Raw genomic sequence first — 19,098 nt, 5'->3', positions numbered from 1 at the left:
TCCGCATCAGGCGAAAAATTCGATCTCAGTTCGCCGGTACATGGCCGGAAACCTCTGCCCCCGCCGCGGGCGGCAGCACGAGAAAACGCAATGCCGCGACCAGGCCGATGACACCGATCGCCAGGAAGGCGATTCGAAAATCGGCAAGGTCGAGCGCCGGCCGGTCCCTGGCGATCTGCGACAGGTTCAGGATCGCCGCAGCCACCGCCACGCCGAACAGCATCGCCACCTGCTGCAGCATGGACGACAGCGTCGCCGCCGAGCTGCGTTGCGCCGCATCGATATCGGCGAAGGCCAGCGTGTTGAGCGCGGTGAACTGCATCGACCGCGACAGGCCGGCGATCAGCATCAACACGACAACCAGCGCCTGCGGTGTCTGCGGCGAGATCGCTCCGCAAGCCATGATCGAGGCCGAGGCGATGATGCCGTTGACGACCATCACCGAGCGGAAACCGAAACGCCGCAGCGTTGGCGTCGTTACCGTTTTCATGCCGAGATTGCCGAGGAAATAGGCCAGGATCATCAGGCCGGCATCGACGGGCGAGAGGCCGAAGCCAACCTGGAACAAAAGCGGCAGCAGGAACGGCGTGGCGTTGATCGCCATCCGGAATATGGTGCCCGCGGCGAGTGTCGAGAGGGCGAAGGTCAGCACCTTGAACGAGGAGAGATCGAGCAGCGGATGAGCCGCGCGCCGGAGATGCCGCACCGCCAGCCAGCCGATAACGATGCCCGCCGCGATCAGCAGCACCGTCGGCCGCAGGCCGTCTTCGGGATGCGCGATGCGCTCGAGGCCGTAGAGCAGGCAAGCGAGCCCGAGCGACGTCAGGAAAAACCCCGGCCAGTCCAGCGGCTTGGGATCGGCTTCCCGGTCACCCGGAATGAAGCGGGCGACCAGCGCCAGCCCGATAAGCCCAAGCGGTACGTTGATGAAGAAATTCCAGTACCAGGACAGGTAGGTGGTGATGAAGCCGCCGAGCACCGGTCCGACCACGGGCGCGAACAGCGCTGGCCAGGTGATCAGCGCGGTGGCGTTAAGCAGCTCGGACTTCGACGCATTGCGCAGGACAAGAATGCGGCCGACCGGCGTCATCAGCGCGCTGCCCAGCCCCTGCACGGCGCGAGCAGCGACAAATTGGGTCAGGTTTTCCGAAAAGCCGCAGGCGAGCGAGGCCAGAGTGAACAACGCGATCGCCACGAGAAAAATGTTGCGCGCGCCGAACCTGTCGGCAAGCCAGCCGGACAGCGGCACGAAAACAGCCATGGTCAGCATGTAGACTGTGATGCCGATGCTCATCGCCACCGCCGGCACGCCGAAGGAGGCACCCATCTGCGGCAACGAGGTCGAGATGATCGTCGAATCCAGCAATTGCATGAAGAAGGCGATGGCGACGATCAGCGCCACGCGCCGCGCACTGGTGGCCGTTGCCGGCAAGGCTTCAGTTTCGGGAATGGCAGTCATGTCGAAACCGGGTTGAACAGCATTTGACCGACTGCGTCCATAGCCAGCGCAACAAACTTTCGTGTCGCCTCGCGGCCTGCTATGGGATGAGCGGGGCGACAAAGGAAAAGGGCGCGCATAAAATGAAGCCCATCTACATCGACTATCTCAATGCTCTCGACATCGATGCGCTTGCCATGACCGACGGCGAAATCATTGCCGCCGTCGAGGCCGGCCTGGTCGCTCAGGGCAAGGGCCAGACCGTGATCGAGCCGCGTGTTCACCTGGAACCGGACCCATCCTTCCACGGCCATTTCAACGTCCTGCGCGGCTATGTGGCGCCACTCGATGCGGCGGGCGTGAAGATCGTCGGCGACTATGTCGACAACTATCTGCATGGCCTGCCCTCTGAATTCGGCATTCTCAACCTGTTCGATCCGCGCACCGGCACGCCGCGTGCCATCCTCGATGCCACGGTCATCACCGACATGCGCACCGGCGCCGTCACCGCCATCGGCGCGAAGCATCTGGCACGCAAGAACTCCAAGGTGCTCGCCCATATCGGCGCGCGCGGCACCGCCTACTGGAACGTGCGCCTGCTTGACCATCTCTTCGACTTCGACGAGATCCGCGTCCATTCGCGCCGCCCCGAAAGCCGTGACGGCTTTGCCGCCAGGCTCTCCGCCGACCTCGGCAAGAAAGTGACGGCGGTCGCCGACTGGAAGAGCTGCATCGAAGGTGCCGACATCGTTGTCGAGGCCTCGCGGCTGCCGGAGCCTCAGCCGCTGCTCAAGACCGAATGGATCAAGCCCGGCGCGCTGGTCGTGCCCTATGGCACGATGAGCGCGGTGGAGCTGTCGCTGACCGACATCATGCAGAAGATGGTGGTCGACGACTGGGGCCAGTGCAAGGGCGGCAAGTTCGGCTCGCTACGGGCCCATGTCGAGACCGGGCGGCTCAGCGAAAAGACGCTGCATGCCGAGCTCGGCCAGATCGCCGCCGGCCTCAAGCCGGGCAGGCAGAGCGACGACGAGACCGTCCTGTTCTGGCATCGCGGCCTGTCGTTGTCCGACATTGCGCTCGGCAAGGCGATGCTGGCCAAGGCAGGAGAAAAAGGCATCGGCCATAGGCTGCGTTTCGCATGAGCGCGCTCGTCCTCACCGGAGCCGCTGTCAGTGTCGACGATATCGCCACCGTCGCCCGCAGAGCCCGCAAGGTGGAGATCGGCCCCGATGTCCTCGGCAGGCTGGACAAGGCAAGGAAAGTGCTCGACCAGGCCGCCGCCTCCGGCCAGCCCATATACGGGCTGAACACCGGGCTCGGCGCCAATCTCGGCACGGCGGTCGAGGGCGACGCCAGTGCCTTCCAGCGCCAGTTGCTGGAAGGGCGCAGCGGCGCGGTCGGCGAGGCGCTGCCGGTTGAGGCGGTGCGGGCAACGATGGTCGCCCGCCTGGCGATGCTGTCGGCCGGCGGCTCCGGCCTCTCGCCCGCTGTCTTCGTCGCTCTGGTCGATGTGCTCAATGCCGGTGTCCATCCGGTGATGCCGTCGCTCGGCTCGATCGGTGCCGGCGACCTCGTGCTGATGACCGCGCTTGCCCGTGTCCTGATCGGCGAAGGCGAAGTCGACTATCAGGGCCGCCGCATGCCGGCGGCCAAGGCGCTCATGATGGGCCGCCTCGCGCCCATCAGCCTGGCACCCAAGGACGGGCTGTCGCTGATCAACGCCTCGGCGGTCTCCTCCGGCAGCGGCGCGCTGGCGGTAACTGATGCGCTGTCGGCGCTGGCCCAGCAGCAGCAGGCCGGCGCGCTGACCATGGAAGGTCTTGGCGCCAACCGCACCATCCTCGATCCGCGCCTGCACATGGCACGCCCTGCAGCCGGCCAGCAGGAAGCCGCCAAGGCACTGCATGATCTGCTTGCCCGCGACGAGCCGCCGGCGCCGACCACCCTGCAGGACCCGCTGTCGATCCGCTGCATGCCGTCGATCCACGGCGCGCTGATCGAGGCGATCGGCCAGGCGAAACGTGCCGTCGAGATCGAGCTCAACGCCGCCGCCGACAACCCGCTGGTGCTGGGCGATGACGAACTGGTACTGTCGACCGGCAATTTCCACACGGCCGCTCTTTCGCTCGCTTTCGAGACGCTCAGCCTGGCGATCGCGCAATGCGCTGCCGCGAGCGTCGCCCGCTTCATTCAGCTCACCGGCTCGGGACGCAACGGGCTGGCGAAATACCTGTCGCCGGTCGGCGGCGCGTCGGCCGGCTTCGTGCCGCTGCAGAAGACGGCGACATCGATCCTGGCCGCCATTCGCCACAAGGCCAATCCTGTGATGCTCGACTTCCTGCCGGTATCGGAAGGTGTCGAGGACCATGCGACCCAGTCACCCCTCGCCGTTGCGAAATGCGCCGGGATGATCGCGCTGTGGCGGCGGCTGATAGCCTTCGAACTGATGGCCGCCGCCCAGGCCGTCGACCTGCGTGAAGGGTCGACGCTGGGGCCACGCACCGGCTCGATTTATGCGGCGGTGCGCGCGCATGTGTCGATGCTGAAGGACGACCGGCCGCTGGGAACCGACGCCGAGGTGCTCCACGCCATGCTCGCTGATGGAGCGTGGCAAGGCGCTGCGACGGCCAGCCAGGAAACCGAATAATCAGCTCTTCGCGTCTACCCTTTTCATGAACAGGCCGAGCTCGGCCGGGTCCATGTGCACGATGTGCCTGTCCTCGGGATAGGCGCCACTGTTGACGTCGGCGACATATTCGGAGAATGCCGCCACCCGCTCGGCCTGCAGCCGGTCATATTCGGCGGCGAAATTGCGATAGACCTTGGAGTGGCGCGGCATGTGGCCCCGGTTCTGGCCAAGGATATCCTCGGCGAACAGATATTGCGCGTCGCAGCCGGTGCCCGCCCCCATCGACAGCATGATCAGCGAGGTCCGCTCCGAGATGGCCTTGGCAACCTCCACCGGCACGACTTCGATCTCCGCGCCGATCGCACCGGCGGCCTCCAGCTGCTTCACCGCTTCGAAGACCTGGAGAGCGGTGTCGGCTGTCTTGCCGACCGCCTTGAAGCCGCCGGTCCAGGTGGCGCGGGACGGAATGAGGCCGACATGGCCGATGACGGGAATGGCATCGTCAGCCATCCGCTTGATCGTGGCATAGCCGGCGCTGCAATAGACCGCGTCGGCACCGGCCTTGTAGAGCCGGAACGCCCAGCGCAGGAAATCATCCGCCGTGCCGATCTCGAAGAAGTTTTCGCCCGGCATGGTGAACAGGCTGGGTGCGGCATCGCGATATTGCGGGTTGAGCACCAGTTCGGGCGATACCGACACGATGTCGACCCTTGCTCGTTCGGCGGCCTCCGCCTCATCAAGCGTCAGCACGCGCAGCATGGTCAGCTGGCGCTTGCCCTTCATGGCGCGCAGATCGGCGACGGTCGGTCTCTTTCGGCTCATTAGAACATCCCCTCTATTGCTTGCCAGGTGCTGGGTCGGTTGCCGCGCGTCAAATCTGGATCATCACCTTACCGGCCTCGATCTTCACCGGATAGGTCGCGAGATTGACGCAGACCGGCGCGCCCTTGGCCTGGCCGGTCTTGTAGTTGAAACGGCCATTATGCTTGGGGCATTCGATGATGTCGTCCATCACCAGCCCGTCGGCCAGATGCGCCTTCTCATGCGTGCAATAGCCGTCGGTGGCGAAGAACTGATCGTCCGGTGAGCGGTAGACCGCGAAGGTGCGGCCGCCATGGTCGAAGCGGATGACATCCTCCTCCTCGACGTCATCCACCGCGCACGCTTCAACCCAATCGGCCATCTCGGTCTCCTGCCAACACTTCGCGATCGCTATTCGGCGGCCGCCGACATATCGACCTCGTGGAACTCGCCACGATAGGGCCTGGCCGTCGGCGGCAATTCGCGCTTGAGATAAAAATCCTCGTATTTCAGCTGCCTGAGCAGGACCGGCCAGACCTCGCGATAGGCATGCCACATCGACGGGTTCGGCTCCGGCAGATCGTGTTTGATCAGTTCGTGCAGCCTGGGCAGCGCGTGATACGGCACCATGGGGAACATGTGGTGCTCGACATGGTAATTCATGTTCCAGTAGATGAACCGGCTGATCGGGTTCATGTAGACGGTGCGCGTGTTGAGCCGGTGGTCGACGACATTGTCGGCAAGGCCGATGTGCTGCAGCAGGCCGGTCGTCACCATGTGCCAGGTGCCGTAAAGGCGCGGCAGGCCGATCAGCACCAGCGGTATCCATGACCTCAGTGCGATCGCAAGAGCGATCGTCGCGACATAGATGGCCACGTGCCATCGGGCGGCGACGACGGCCTTGTGCTGTTCCATTTCGGGGATGTAGCTCTTCTCCTCCGCCGACAGCGTGCCGAAGGCCTGGCGCACCAGCGTCGGCAGCGAATAGCGGAAATCGAGAATGCCGGTGAAGGCGAGCGCTGCCTTCAACAGATCCGGCGGACGCATCACGGCGATCTCGGCGTCGCGGCCGACGATGATGGTGTCGGTGTGGTGGCGGGCATGGCTCCAGCGCCATTGCACGGGATTGCGCATCAGCATGAAGGAGGCGATGTGATAGACGACATCGTTCATCCAGCGCGTGCGGAAGGCCGTGCCGTGGCCGCATTCGTGCCAGCGCGAGTCGCTCGACGAGCCGTAGAGCACGCCATAGACGAACAGGAACGGCACCACCCACCACGAACCCCAGAACCAGACGATGCCGGCGGCCGAACCCACGATTACAGCGAGCCAGATCACCGTGTCGCGGATCGCCGGACCGTCCGAGCGCTGCATCAGTTCCTTCATCGCCTTGCGCGGCACGTCGGTGTGGTACCACTCGGCCGAGGCCAGGCCGGTCTCGATCGCCCTGCGTGTGCTTTCGCCGACCAGGCTGTAATCGCGCTTTTTTGCCATCGCCGTCATCGTCGCCTCGAGAGCATGATGCCGAAAAGTGTGAAGCGGTTGTTGGACGACATCCTGCTCGATCTGTTTGGACCTAGAGGCCGTTGGCGCGGAATTTTCCGTCGAGGAATGTTTTCGCGCGCGGCACGTCATCCTCGGTCAGATGCTCGATGATGACAGGGATGTTCGGGTGCTTTTCGCTGAGCCGCCTCAGATAAAGATCATAGTTGAGCGAGCCGAGGCCAGGCGCCGGCAGCTCGATCTCGCCGACGCCACGGAACGTCAGTCCCTCATGCGCGTCTGCATCGCCGATGTCGGCATGCTTCTCCGTCTTGTCGCTGCCCGAGCGCTTCACATCCTTGGCATGCGCGATCCGGATCTTGTCGCTCAGCGTGTCGAACACCTGGTTCAGCACCTGGTCCATGCGATCGATGTTGTGCGCTTCGAAGTAATTGGTCGGGTCCATCAGCAGGCCGAGGCCGGGATGGTCGACCTGCGCGAACATCCTCACCGTCTCCTCGACCGAACCCACGACATTGTTGACATAGGTTTCGAGCAGGAAGACCGCGCCATGGTCATAGGCAGTCTGGGCAAGGTCCGAAATCACCTTGCGGCATTCCTCGAAACCCTCCTCGGTCTTGTTCCTGGGATCATGCACCCAGTCGGACTCGGTGTTGTAGGTTCCGGTCTCAGAAATCACGTAGGGCGAACCGAATTCGCGCGCGTTGCGGATGATTTCCTTGAGATAGCCGACGCGTTTCTCGCGCTCGGCCTTGTCGGGATGGATGATGTTGGTGTAGCCGGAAATGCAGCACACCGGCAGATTGTGATCGCGGAACGTGTCTCGCACTTTTCTGGCCTTGTCCCGTGTGATCTGCCCGGCGGTGAGATCGATATCCCGGAAATGCAGGTCGAGCTGCACGGTGTTGAAGCCGAGCGCGCGGATGCGCCTGGCAGCCTCGTCGAGTTCGTAGGGAAAGTAGCCGGTAAATATCCCTGCCTGCATCATGATGTGAACTCCTCCCGGTAAGCGATTCAGCCGCCACGCTTTTTGCGCGGTCCCGTATTTCAGTTGGTCGGGATTTCAGAAAGCCGGACGGTGCGGCCTTCCGCCATCGAGCGGTAGCCGGCCTCGACCAGCGCCATGGTCTTGACGTTGTCGGCAACGGAGAGTGCCGGTGGCGTGCCGGTCTCCACCGCGTATTGCAGTTGCTCCATCACACCGATGAAGGCGTGTGGAAACCACATCGTGTCCCAGCTGGGCGTCACCCATTCGCCGCCCGTCGTCTCCGTCGAGGCATAGGTCAGCGTCGAAGCGACGCCCGTCGGCCAGCCGATCGTGCCCTTGGCGACGCCCCTGGTGCCGTCGACACGCCAGTTGATGTGCTGGTCGTCACGATAGCCCTGCTCACGCGGACCGGACCAGACATCCTCCAGCGAAACGGCGAGCACCCCGGAAGGAAAGCGCAAAGTCGACACGGTGATGCCGTCGGAATGGTCGAAGGCCGTGCGCGGATCCTTGCGCGTCAGCGTCGTGATTTCCTGGGGATCGCCGAACAGGAAGCGCAACACGTCGAGATGATGCACGCTCATATTGGCGAGCGTCAGCCGGTCGTAATCGGCAAGGAAAGCCTGCCAGTGCGGGATGGCGTGCATGTCGATCTGGGCGAAGACGATGTCGCCCAGCGCGCCGCTGTCGATGATCTGCTTCAGCACGCGCATCGACTGGTCGTAGCGCATATTCTGGTTGACCGAGAGGATCTTGCCGGACCTGGCCGCCTCGTCGCGCAGCTTGACGGCTTCCTCAACCGACAGCGCCAAAGGCTTCTGCGCCAGGATCGCCTTGATGTGGGGCTGCCTCAGCGCGTGACGGATGAGAGCCGGCTGCTGGTCCGGCGGAAAGGCAAGGTCGACAATCTCGACCTTGGAATCCTCGATCAATTGCTCGGGCGTGTCGTGAACGATCGGAATATCCCAGCGCCTGGCCACTTTCTCGGCGCTGGCCTTCGTCCGCGAGGCGATCGCCAGCACGGGGAAGCCTGCCTGCGCATAAGCGGCCAGATGGCATTCCGCCATGATCATGCCCGCACCGACGCAGCCGATCCGGTATTCCCTGGTGCGAACCTTCACATCTGGTTCGAAATCCGTGCCTGCCATCCATTCCTCCCTGGAGGACAGCATATAGCGCCATGGCTTGCCGGTCAGCCAAGGCCAGCACCATCAATTCCCATCACCATTGCCATCGGCGACAAGATCACCGGGCAGACGAGCTGCTGCCGGAAACGACGGTCGCGCCTGGTTGGCGCGACCTCATGAATGTCCGGGTTACAATTATTGGACGGCGGCCAGCTGGGCTTCGGCGGCGTCGACAAAACTCTTGTCGACCCATTTGCCGTAGGCGATCGAACCTTTCAGAAGCCAGAGATCCGGCGAATGAGGCGTCATCTGCTGATCAAGGGTTGGTGCGGTCACCCTTCCGGATAAAGCGCCTTCGCCAGGTCGCGGATCGCGTCCGATGTGCGCGGGCCGAAGCCGATCATGTAGGCGCCGTCGAGCACGATCAGTGCCTTGTTGGCCGCCGCGGGCGTGGCCGCCAGTGCGCGGTTTGCGAAGACCTGCTCCGGCGTCGGCCCGCCCTTGCCGTCGCTCATCATCAGGATCACATCGGGCGCCATCTCCACCAGTTTCTCCTCCGAGGCGGCCTTGTAGCCTTGCACGACATCCATGGGATTGAGGCCGCCGGCATAGCGGATGATGGCGTCGGCCGAGGTGCCGGCGCCGGCGGCACTCAACTTCACCAACCCATGGAAGAACACCACCTTCTTGCGCCGCTCCAGCGGGATTTTCGCGGACAGCTCGGCGGCGGCCTGGAAGGCGGCGAGCACGTCGGCGGAAACCGCCTTGCCCTTGTCCTCGAGCCCGAGCGAGGCGGCGATCAGCGTGATCTTGCGTTCGATGCCGTCTGGCGTGTTGTCCTGCGGGACGAAGATGATCGGGATCGCCAGCGACTTCAACACCTCCACCGCTTCCGGCGGCCCGCTGTCCTCGGCCGCCAGGATCAGGTCGGGACGCAGCCCCGCCAGCCCCTCCACCGAAAGCTGGCGGCGATAACCGACATTGGGCTTCTCGATCACCTCGGGCGGATATTTGCTGCCCCGGTCGACCGCGACGACGCGCTCGCCGGCGCCGAGCGCATGGACGATCTCGGTGACATCGGAGCCAAGCGTCAGGATTCTCGTTGCCGGCCCCGGCGCGACAGTTCGCCCCAGCGCATCGACAACGCTCTCGGCGGCCAGCGCCTTGAAGCCGCAGGACGGTGCCAGCACCGACAGCGCCAGAAACAGCACCGCCAGGCTCCTGCCCGGCTGGAACCATGGACTCCGCCTGCCCTCGCCTACGCTGCCCTGCATCGTTCACTCCTGTCCATTTGCCTTTTCGATGACTGACTTGGCCTATAAATTTAAAGTTGACTCATGTCATCATGTTTTAATATGTGACCCCTGCTCTGACCGTTTGGGTCGAGGGATTCCAATCATGCCAGCCAGGGCCGTTCAGCCACCGCCAGCAGTTTGCATTTGCTTGGGGGCTTGCATGACAACGACAACAAACACGACCTTGATGGCCAGCACCGCGCTCGCCTTCGTGCTCGGCCTCTGCGCCGCGCCTTTCGCCAACGCCCAGGAACAGGAACAGGAGAAAAAGGCCGCCACCAAGAGCGACCGCCTGGCGCCGGCCACTGCCAAGCAGAGCCAGCCGGCGACCATGCTCGACGTGATCACCATCTCGGCGACGATGATCAAGACCGCCGTCATCGAATCGATGGCCGCCATCAGCGCCGTCGACCAGGATGAGCTCGACCGCATCCAGCCCGACACCGCCGCCGACATTTTCCGCACCACGCCCGGCGTCGCCGCCTCGATGAATGGCGACGACCCGGCGACCGCCATCAACATTCGCGGCCTGGAACAGTATGGCCGCGTTGTCGTCACCCTCGACGGTGCCCGCCAGGATTACTGGCGCGTCGGCCATGGCTCCGGCTCGTTCTATGTCGAGCCGGACCTGATCAAGGAAGCCACCGTCATTCGCGGCCCGGTGTCCAACGCCTATGGCTCGGGCGGCATTGGTGGCGTTGTTTCCTTCGAAACCAAGGACGCCGGCGATTTTCTCAAGAAAGATGAGAGCTGGGCGCTGAGCGAGAAGCTCGGCTATGAAAGCAATGGCGACGGCTTCACCACCAGCACCACCGGCGCTTACCGATTCAGCGATGATGCCGACATCATCGGCAACCTCATCTATCGCGACCGCGACAGCTACACCGACGGCAATGGCGACACCGTCCCATGGACCGGCGAGCGCGTGACAAGCGGTTATCTGAAGACGACGCTGCGTCCGGCCGACGGCCATGAGCTGAAGCTCGGCGCCATCCTGCAGCGCTACAACGACCAGATCACCGGTTCGAGCGGCTCGACCTCGCCGACACTGAGCCGCTACGACACCAACACGACCAACCAGACCTACACCGCCGCCTACACCTGGAAGCCTGACGACAACGACCTGATCGACCTCAGCGCCAACGCCTATCACAACCGTACCCGCGCCGAGCAGACGCAGGTCTGGCCCACTTCGGCGATCGGCAACTTCCGCTTCTATGATGTCGCGACATCAGGCTTCAACGTGAGGAACTCCTCGCGCTTCGACGCCTGGGGCATCGCCCACACGCTGACCTATGGCGTTGACTACTACTATCTTGAAGCCTCCTCGGAAGCCGCGCATTTCGGCGCCGGCGAACAGCAGGGCTATGGCGGCTTCCTGCAATGGCAGGGCGACTACGAGAACTGGCTGCAGGTGATCACGGCCCTGCGCTATGACGGCTATCAGCTCGACGGCGAGACCCGCTCCGTGCCGCCGGAACAGGCGTCGATCTCCGGCGACCGCTGGTCGCCGCGCGTGACCGTCGGTGTCACGCCCTTCGAAGGCTTCCAGCTCTACGGCACCTATTCCGAAGGCTATCGGGCACCCGGCCTGCAGGATGTCTTCCGTGGCGGCGGCGCGCATGGCGGCGCCGACAGCTACCGGCCCAATCTCCTGCTGCAGCCCGAAACGGCGAAGAACTGGGAGGCCGGCATCAACGTGAAGTATGACGATGTGCTGACGGCGGGCGACCGGCTACGCGCCAAGGTCAACGTCTTCCACACCGATGTCGAGGACTACATCGACGTCGACCTCACCGTCCTGCCGCGCACGGCAATCAACATTGGCGACGCGCGCCTCAGGGGTGTCGAGGCCGAGATGGTCTACGACTATAACTGGGGCTTCCTCAATCTTGCCGGCGCGCTGATCGACGCCAAGGTCGTCAGCGGGGTCTATTCCGGCCAGGCTTTGAACAACACGCCGCTCGACCGCTTCTCGGCCACGATTGGCTTCCGCATGCTGGAGGACCAGCTCACCGTTGGCGCGCAATATCTCAGCGTCGGCAAGATCACCCGCACCAGCCGCACCAATCCCAACGCCGTGCCCGTGGTCAACGACGGTTTCGACCTCGTCAACGTCTTCGCCAACTGGACCATCAACGACAATCTCAAGCTCGATTTCGGCGTCGATAACGTCTTCAACACCGCCTACACCGACCCGCAAAGCGCATGGTCGACCACGGCTGCAACGGAACAGGGCAAGGGCCGCACCTTCAAGCTGGCCCTCACCGGCAGGATCGGAGGATGACAATGAGCGAAGCATCGGTGCATGAACTTGCCTGCGAGGCGCGGCTCAACCTGCGGCGCCTGCCGGACTACATGGACAGCATCAGCGACAGGCTGCGGAGCTTCGAGGCCGATGCCTCGCATCATGGCGGGCGCATCGATTTCCGCTTCACCTTTGGCGGTGCCTCCATCGACATGGAGCAGTTGGTGATGCGGGCCAACGCGCCCGATCGTGATGGGCTCGCCCGCATCAAGGACCTGCTCGCCACGGCGGTCCAGGTTTACGCCAAGGAGGAAAACCCGGAGATCGTCTGGACCGGCGATCTCTCTGGCGAAACCAGCCTCGCCCAGTTCCGCGAGATGACGGTAATTGAGGTTCGCGACCTCACCCCGCATATGCGCCGCATCCGTCTTGCCGGCCAGGACCTCGGTCGTTTCGCCAAATTCGGCGGCATGCATATCCGCATGTTGTTCCCAACCGGGGAAGTGCCCGATCCGCTTTGGCCGATACTCGGTGACAATGGCCTGCCGGTCTGGCCCGCTGACGACCGGCGCCCGGTGGCGCGCGTCTACACCATCCGCGCCCTCGACGTCGCCAGGGGCATCATGGATGTCGATTTCCTCGTCCATCCCGGTGACAGCGTCGGCTCCGCCTGGGCCATGCAGGCGGCAGCCGGGATGAAGGTCGGCATCATGGGACCGGTCGGCCGTCCGGTGCGGCAGGCTGAGTGGTATGTCATGGGATCAGACGAAACCGGTCTTCCCGCGCTGGCGCGGCTGCTGGAAACGCTGCCGGCGCAAACCAGGGGCGTCGCCTTTGTCGAAATCGCCGACGAGGGCGAGAAGCAGCAGATCGACAACGCCACCGGCATCGAACTGCACTGGCTGACAAGGGATGGCGTGCCGGCGGGCGAGGACAAGCTGCTCGCCGAGGCCGTCCGCTCGGTGGCATGGCCGCAGGACGGCTCGACCTTCGGCTGGTTCGCCGCGGAAGCCGGTGCCGCCAGGATCGTGCGCGAATATTGGCGCGACACGCTGGGCTTGGGCCGGGACCGGACGTTGGCAGCCGCCTATTGGCGGCGCGGGGCTGCGGGGTTGATGGCGGGCTGAGGTTTGAGGTCAGTTTGATTGCAGCGAGCTGACAAGCGTTGGCGCCGCCCCTCATCTGCCTGCAGGGCGATGAGGGGGGCGCTGACCTGAGCCAAGCACCCCTCCCTAGACTTTGCGGATAACCGCCGCGCCATCCGCACCAACGTCAATTGCAATATCATCGCCGGGAACAATCCCCGCAACCTCACACACCACCAGCGGCATGCTGATCCCGTACAGAAACTCAGCGACGATGGCGCCCACCGCCAGGATCGGGTCCGGCCGTTGCAGCAGAATGCCGGCCGGCGCCGTGCCCCTACGGATCGCTTCGGCCAGCACCGATGACGAAGACGACGACCCCCGCCCGCTCGGCATGACCAGGATCTTGCCGGCCACGTTCTGGCCAAGACCAGGATGCGAGTGATCGATGATCTCGCCGGTCTCGGCATCGATGCCGCCCCAGAAACTGAGCGACTGCGAAAACACCAAGGCTTGGCCCTCGGCCTTACCAGCAAGTTGGAAGGTGCCGGATCGCTCCACCGATCGCGTCATGAACCACTCCTCACGACATGGCCGACCGCGGCGGAGCGGATGCAATCCCTCATGTCGGCGAAGGCGACGGTCACGCCGATATTGCCCGGCGCGTAATGCGCCCATTTGCCGGAGTTGGTCATCACCACGCCGTCGAGCCGCTCGAGGATCGCGGTGACATAGGTGCAGGTGTCGGCGACCGGGATCAGGCCGAATGCCTCCATGCCGGCAAGCGCGCCTTCCTCCTGCAGTCGCGTCAGCGTCGCGCGCCCGGTGTTGACATAGATCGGAATGCCCTTGCCAGGGGATGCTTCCCGCAGCACCGGCAACAGGCGCATCCATTCCTCATGCGAGAAATGCGGCGTGCCGAGCGACACGGCCGCCAGCGGCGCTCCGTCCGGCACAATCGACAGCCTGGCCAGCGCATCATCGATATCGGCGCGGGTGATGATGATCGTCTCTTCCGGCGCGTGGCCGTGCAACGCTTCGTCGAGCGTCCCCGCTTCCGGCGTGATGCCGACCGCATGGAACAGCGCCACGGCGCCCGTCGTCGCGGCGGCCGCGCCCAGCGCCTTCAACTGATCCTCGTCGCGTGGCTCCGGCAGGCCTGATATGACCGGAACGCGGTCGCCACTGGCTTGCCCGATGATCAGCCCGATGCCGACGAACAGGCTGTCGCTTGGTTCGGGCTCAGCGATGTCCAATGTGAACAGGATGCGGCCACGCCGGTTTTCGCTCAGATGCAGGCCCCAGGCCGGCGCGCGTCCGGTCATGGCGCAGCACAGATCGATGAAATCGCCATAGCGGTTGGTGCGCGCGCCGATCACCGAATTGGCGAAGACGATGGCGTTGGATTCGCCCCAGGCGATCTGCTGGCCGAATTCAGGCCGGAAGCGCGTCTGATAGGGCGCGCAAGTGAAGGTCGCCTGGCAGCCGAGTTCCAGATGCGCCTTCATCAGCCGCCGCGCCGGCACCTCTTGCGCCGCCGGCATCTTCACCATGCCCGGATGGATGAGGTCGAACGAGCCGACATTCAGCGTCGTCGGCACCTGCACCCGCCCGCCGCCCTCGACCAACCGTTCGACGAAATCGAGCCCGGCCTTGCCGTGATAGAGGCAGCCATCGATATGGGCACCCGAAATGTCGAGCAGGCCGCGCGCACCGACCGCATTGGAAAACGCGACGAGGATTTTCATGGCGGCGGCCGCGGATGGGCCTTGCTCGCCGGCGAGGATGGATCGGTCCCGTGCGGTCAGTTCCAGGGTCATCGGCAACTCCAGGCTCCTTGTCCGGAAGGGACGGCGGGACAGCGCCCCCCTCTGCCCTGCCGGGCATCTCCCCCACGAGGGGGAGATCGGCAGCTTCAGCCTTATCGCACTTTTTGCAACATGGGAGATTTGCGAAACCCGCGATGACGGCCGATCTCCCTCCTCATGGGGGTCGAGGAATGGTCCGCGAAGCGGATGGGAAGCCAATTGCTTGGCTTTCCAAATGACGAACGTCCGGCAGGACAGAAGGGGGCGTGAAGGAACGCCAACGGTCCTTATGGACCGCCGTCCTATTTAACCAGCCGCGATCAGCACCGTGCTTTCCGGCGACCAGCGCAGCACCACATCCTGCCCCTCCGCCAATCTGTCGGCGCCGGTGTTCTGCACGATGACCTTCAGCGTCTGGCCGGCACGCTCGACAAAATACGTGCTGTTGTTGCCGGCGAAGATGCGCTTGGAGACCTGGCCCTTCAGCATGTTCGCATTGGCGGCATCGGAGGCCCCGCCATCAGTGGCAATGCGAATTCGCTCGGGCCGCACGGCGCAGCTCGCCTTGGCACCGGCAGCGAGCGTTGCCCCCACGCCGGCGGCGATCGCCGTGCCGTCCGGCAGCCGAATGCCGTTGCCGGTCGCGTCGCCGCGAAAGATGTTGGCGTCGCCGAGGAAGGTGGCGGCGAATTCGCTTTTCGGCCGGTCGTAGATTTCCTCCGGCGGCCCTTCCTGCACCAGCCTGCCGTCGCGCAATATGCCGATGCGGTCGCTCATGGTCAGCGCTTCTTCCTGGTCGTGGGTGACGAAGATGGTGGTGATGCCGATCTCGCGCTGGATGCGTTTCAACTCGATCTGCATGTCGACGCGCAGCGCCTTGTCGAGCGCGCCGAGCGGCTCGTCCAGCAGAAGCACACGCGGCTTGGTGACGATGGCGCGCGCCAGCGCCACGCGCTGGCGCTGGCCGCCGGAAAGCTGGTGTGGGCGGCGGCCGCCGAGCTTGCCGAGTTGCACGAGGTCGAGCGCGCGCTGCACTTCCGCTGCAATCACCGCCTTGGCCTCGCCGCGCACCGACAGGCCGAAGGCGACATTGTCGGCGACGCTCATATTGGGAAACAGCGCGTAGTTCTGGAATACCATGCCGATGCGGCGCTTTTCGACGGGCACGCGCTCGACGCTCTCGCCGCCGATGGAAATACGCCCGGAGTCGGGAAAATCGAAACCGGCGATCTGCCTGAGCAGCGTGGTCTTGCCGCTGCCCGACGGCCCGAGCAGCGCGTAGAAGCCGCCATCGGCGAAATCGATGGAGACATCGTCCAGCGCCTTGTGCGCGCCGAAGCTGCGCGAGACGTTCGCTACCTGCACGCCGGCCATTATTTCTCTCCGCCGAATTTGAAGAAGCGCGCCGTGAGCAGCATGAGCGCCATCGACACGACAATGATGATGGTCGAGACCGCGTTGATCTCGGGCGTGAAACCCTTGCGGATCGCGGCGTAGATTTCGACCGGCAGCGTCGTCTGGCCGGGTGTCGATAGGAAGTAGGAAACGACGAACTGATCGAACGACACGGCAAATGCAAACAGCCCACCGGCGATGACGCCCGGCATGATCCAGGGCAACGTGACGCGATTGGTCACCTGCCACTGGTTGGCGCCGAGTGAGCGTGCCGCCTCTTCCAGTTCCGGCGCGAAAGTCTGCAGCCGGGCCGAAACGACGACGATGACATAGGGCAACGCCAGCGCGACATGGCCGAGCAGGATGGCGAAAAGGCCGCGCCCGATGCCGACGCCAAAGAAGAAGATCAGCATCGCCGTGCCGGTGATCAGCCATGGAATGGCGATCGGCGGAAAGAGCAGCGCCTGCAGCACCTTCTTGCCGCGGAAGTCATAGCGAAAAAGCGCCAGCGACGCCGCCGAGCCGAGCACCACGCTGATGAGCGTGGTGATGATTGCGATCTCCAGGCTGTTCCAGGTGGCCGCGATCAGCTGGTCGTTCTGCCACAGCGATTGATACCACTCCGTCGTCCACTCGAACGGCAGTTGGTAGAAGGGCGAGACGTTGAACGACATCAGCGCCATGATGATGATGGGCAGATAGAGGAAGGCGAGCAGCAGGAAGATGTAGAGCCGGCCAAGTCCTTCCAGGATACGCGTCGTTGCCATCACGCGGCCCTCCGCAGCACCGGCGAGGCAATTGCCAGGATGACCAGCACGACGGCCAGCAGGATGAAGGACAGTGCCGCGCCCAGCGGCCAGTTGAACACGGCGACGAACTGGTCCTCGATGACGGTGCCGTAGAAGGTGCCGGTGCGCCCGCCAAGGATGCGCGGCTCCATGAACGAGCCGACGACGGGAACGAAGATGAGCGCGGCACCTGCCACCAGACCGGGCATCGACAGCGGGATGATCACACGCTTGAGCACTTGTAGCCGCGAGGCGCCAAGCGAGCGACCAGCCTCGATCAGCGAGTCGTCGATCGCCTGCAAGGTGAGATAACAGGTCAGCACCATGTAGGGCACGTAGGAGTGCACCAGGCCGATGATGACGGCGGGATAGGAATACATCAGGTCGATGTTGATCTTGAACGGCAGCACCGCATTGAGCGCCGTATCGAGGATGCCGCCCTCGCGCAAAACCATCGCCCAGGAGAAGATCCGCACCAGCCCGTTCGACCAGAACGGCAGGATGACCAGCAGGAAGATCGCCTCGCGGCTGCGGCCCTTCAGCACCTTGGCCAGCACATAGGCGGCGGGATAGCCGATGACGATGCACCACAGCGTCACTTCCAGGCCGAGCCTGAGCGAAGCGAGCAGCAGCGTCAGATAGAGGCTCTGCGAGAAGAAGGCGGCGTAATTGCCAAGCGTGAAAGCCCAGGGCTTCCCAGTCAGCGGCAGGTCGGTCATGAAGGAGAAGAAGACCATGGCCGAGAGCGGCAGGAAGATCGCCACCGTCAGCCAGAGATAGGCTGGCGCCAGCAGCGGCAGAGCCGATCTCAATCCGCTGCGCGACGCGGCCGCTCCCTGTACTGCCATGCCATCCTCCTCCCCAGGATTGAAGGGCCAGCCGGCGCGAACCGCCGGCTGGCCAGGACGTGCGTTTTACTTAACGTCGACCTTGAGCTGCTGCCAGAGCGCCAGATAGGCCTCGCGCTGCGCGTCGGTGATCGGCGCCTGGAACTGGATGCGCTTGGCGACCTCGGGATCACCCATGACCTTGCGGTTGAAGGCATCCTCGGGCAGCGCTTCCACCGCCTTGGTGTTGGCAGAGACGGGGGCGCCGACCTTGGTGACCCATTCGACATAGAATTTCGGGTCGATCATCCAGTTGATGAAGGCCTGCGCGCCTTCGACATTCTTCGAACCTGCCGGGATCGAGAACGCGTCGAGCCAGGCGACAGCGCCCTCCTGCGGAATGACCAGCGATACCGGCAGCTTGAAGTGCGTCTTGGCCCGGTCGGCCGAGCCGCTCCAGTAGGTGCCGATGTCGATCTGGTTGGAAGCGACCATCTGGTTCCAGTCGTTCTCCGAGCTCCAGAAGGTCTTGATCTGCGGCATCAGCGAGGTGAGCTTCGTCTTGACCGCATCCATATCCTTGATGTCGTTGATGTTCTGGCCGGTGGCGATGGCGCCGAACTGCACCGCCTCGACGGCGTCGTCGCGAATGACGACGCGGCCCTTATGCGCGGGATCCCACATTTCGGCGATCGACGTCGGCGGCTTGTCGAAGGACTTTTCGTTGATGGCGAGCGCGGTCAGCCCCCACACCCACGGCACGCCATAGACCTTGCCGTCATGGTCGAGCATCGGCGAACCGGCCTTGTCCTTGCTGATGTCGGCATAGTTCGGCAGTTTCGAGGTATCGATCGGCTGGATCAGCTTTTCCGCCATCGCCTGGTCGTTGAAGGCGGCGTTGATCATGACCACGTCGTAGAGGCCGGGATTGGTCCGGATCTTGGTCAGCATTTCCTGTTCGGAATTGAAGAAGTCGTTGACCACCTTGTTGCCGGTCGCCTTCTCGAAGGCCTCGACGGCCCATGGTTCGTCGGCGCCGTAGCCTTTCCAGTTGAGCACATGCACTTCGGCGGCACTGGCGGCCAGCGTGAGCGCGGTGGTGAAGACGGCGGTCGCCGTCAAGAGAGCAGTCAGTCTTGGCATGCGCATGTTGGTTCCTCTCT

Annotated in this window: 17 protein-coding genes; 4 read left to right on the top strand and 13 right to left on the bottom strand. The window is 64.0% G+C overall.

The genetic code is table 11. The annotated features are described in order from the left end of the window. Positions 1-25: 25 nt before the first annotated feature. Positions 26-1,459, bottom strand: a complete 1,434-nt coding sequence (locus tag MesoLj_RS17425; RefSeq protein ID WP_202326882.1) for a DHA2 family efflux MFS transporter permease subunit — start codon at positions 1,457-1,459, stop codon at positions 26-28. Positions 1,460-1,581: 122 nt separating this feature from the next. Here MesoLj_RS17425 and MesoLj_RS17420 point away from each other — a divergent pair, with 122 nt between their 5' ends. Further along, positions 1,582-2,583 carry an ornithine cyclodeaminase family protein gene (locus MesoLj_RS17420; RefSeq protein WP_202326881.1) on the top strand — a complete coding sequence of 334 codons (1,002 nt, stop codon included), beginning with the start codon at positions 1,582-1,584 and terminating at the stop codon, positions 2,581-2,583. Next, entirely contained in the window at positions 2,580-4,088 is a 1,509-nt protein-coding gene (locus MesoLj_RS17415; protein ID WP_202326880.1) for an HAL/PAL/TAL family ammonia-lyase, read from the top strand. The genes MesoLj_RS17420 and MesoLj_RS17415 overlap by 4 nt, the downstream gene beginning before the upstream one ends. Here the strand turns inward: MesoLj_RS17415 and MesoLj_RS17410 are convergent, their stop codons facing one another. From MesoLj_RS17410 to MesoLj_RS17385, 6 genes are all read right to left on the bottom strand, one after another. Beyond that, a complete protein-coding gene (locus MesoLj_RS17410) occupies positions 4,089-4,892 on the bottom strand; it encodes a 3-methyl-2-oxobutanoate hydroxymethyltransferase (protein ID WP_202326879.1) in 804 nt (267 codons plus the stop codon). A 49-nt stretch (positions 4,893-4,941) separates the two neighbouring features. Beyond that, on the bottom strand, positions 4,942-5,253 hold the full coding sequence (locus MesoLj_RS17405) for a MocE family 2Fe-2S type ferredoxin (RefSeq protein ID WP_140775681.1): 312 nt from the start codon (positions 5,251-5,253) through the stop codon (positions 4,942-4,944). 29 nt (positions 5,254-5,282) lie between these two features. Continuing rightward, positions 5,283-6,374, bottom strand: a complete 1,092-nt coding sequence (locus MesoLj_RS17400; protein WP_140775680.1) for a fatty acid desaturase family protein — start codon at positions 6,372-6,374, stop codon at positions 5,283-5,285. A gap of 73 nt (positions 6,375-6,447) precedes the next feature. Then, entirely contained in the window at positions 6,448-7,362 is a 915-nt protein-coding gene (locus MesoLj_RS17395) for a sugar phosphate isomerase/epimerase family protein (RefSeq protein ID WP_202326876.1), read from the bottom strand. A 59-nt stretch (positions 7,363-7,421) separates the two neighbouring features. After that, positions 7,422-8,510 carry a Gfo/Idh/MocA family protein gene (locus MesoLj_RS17390; RefSeq protein ID WP_202326874.1) on the bottom strand — a complete coding sequence of 363 codons (1,089 nt, stop codon included), beginning with the start codon at positions 8,508-8,510 and terminating at the stop codon, positions 7,422-7,424. A 311-nt stretch (positions 8,511-8,821) separates the two neighbouring features. After that, entirely contained in the window at positions 8,822-9,763 is a 942-nt protein-coding gene (locus MesoLj_RS17385; protein ID WP_202326871.1) for a heme/hemin ABC transporter substrate-binding protein, read from the bottom strand. Between the two features lie 181 nt (positions 9,764-9,944). On the opposite strand from MesoLj_RS17385, the gene MesoLj_RS17380 reads away from it, so the two are divergent. Both MesoLj_RS17380 and MesoLj_RS17375 read left to right on the top strand, forming a co-directional pair. Further along, positions 9,945-12,071 carry a TonB-dependent hemoglobin/transferrin/lactoferrin family receptor gene (locus tag MesoLj_RS17380; RefSeq protein ID WP_202326869.1) on the top strand — a complete coding sequence of 709 codons (2,127 nt, stop codon included), beginning with the start codon at positions 9,945-9,947 and terminating at the stop codon, positions 12,069-12,071. 2 nt (positions 12,072-12,073) lie between these two features. Beyond that, on the top strand, positions 12,074-13,159 hold the full coding sequence (locus tag MesoLj_RS17375; RefSeq protein ID WP_202326867.1) for a siderophore-interacting protein: 1,086 nt from the start codon (positions 12,074-12,076) through the stop codon (positions 13,157-13,159). Positions 13,160-13,264: 105 nt separating this feature from the next. Here the strand turns inward: MesoLj_RS17375 and MesoLj_RS17370 are convergent, their stop codons facing one another. The 6 genes from MesoLj_RS17370 to MesoLj_RS17345 form a co-directional block, all read right to left on the bottom strand. Continuing rightward, a complete protein-coding gene (locus MesoLj_RS17370) occupies positions 13,265-13,690 on the bottom strand; it encodes an aconitase X swivel domain-containing protein (protein WP_202326865.1) in 426 nt (141 codons plus the stop codon). Then, positions 13,687-14,937: an aconitase X gene (locus MesoLj_RS17365; protein WP_202326863.1), complete on the bottom strand. Its 1,251-nt coding sequence runs from the start codon at positions 14,935-14,937 to the stop codon at positions 13,687-13,689. Before MesoLj_RS17365 ends, MesoLj_RS17370 begins: the two co-directional genes overlap by 4 nt. 294 nt (positions 14,938-15,231) lie before the next feature. Then, positions 15,232-16,299 carry an ABC transporter ATP-binding protein gene (locus MesoLj_RS17360; RefSeq protein ID WP_202326862.1) on the bottom strand — a complete coding sequence of 356 codons (1,068 nt, stop codon included), beginning with the start codon at positions 16,297-16,299 and terminating at the stop codon, positions 15,232-15,234. Further along, positions 16,299-17,087 (bottom strand): ABC transporter permease, encoded by a 789-nt coding sequence (locus MesoLj_RS17355; protein WP_202326861.1) that lies wholly within the window; start codon positions 17,085-17,087, stop codon positions 16,299-16,301. Before MesoLj_RS17355 ends, MesoLj_RS17360 begins: the two co-directional genes overlap by 1 nt. Then, positions 17,087-17,956, bottom strand: coding sequence for an ABC transporter permease (locus MesoLj_RS17350; protein WP_202326860.1), 870 nt, complete (start codon positions 17,954-17,956; stop codon positions 17,087-17,089). The genes MesoLj_RS17355 and MesoLj_RS17350 overlap by 1 nt, the downstream gene beginning before the upstream one ends. A 66-nt stretch (positions 17,957-18,022) precedes the next feature. Then, positions 18,023-19,084 (bottom strand): ABC transporter substrate-binding protein, encoded by a 1,062-nt coding sequence (locus MesoLj_RS17345; RefSeq protein ID WP_140775663.1) that lies wholly within the window; start codon positions 19,082-19,084, stop codon positions 18,023-18,025. Positions 19,085-19,098 lie beyond the last annotated feature (14 nt).

The sequence above is a fragment of the Mesorhizobium sp. 113-3-9 genome, assembly GCF_016756515.1.
In the GTDB taxonomy this organism is placed as follows: domain Bacteria; phylum Pseudomonadota; class Alphaproteobacteria; order Rhizobiales; family Rhizobiaceae; genus Mesorhizobium.
This window is presented reverse-complemented; position numbering and strand designations above follow the sequence as displayed.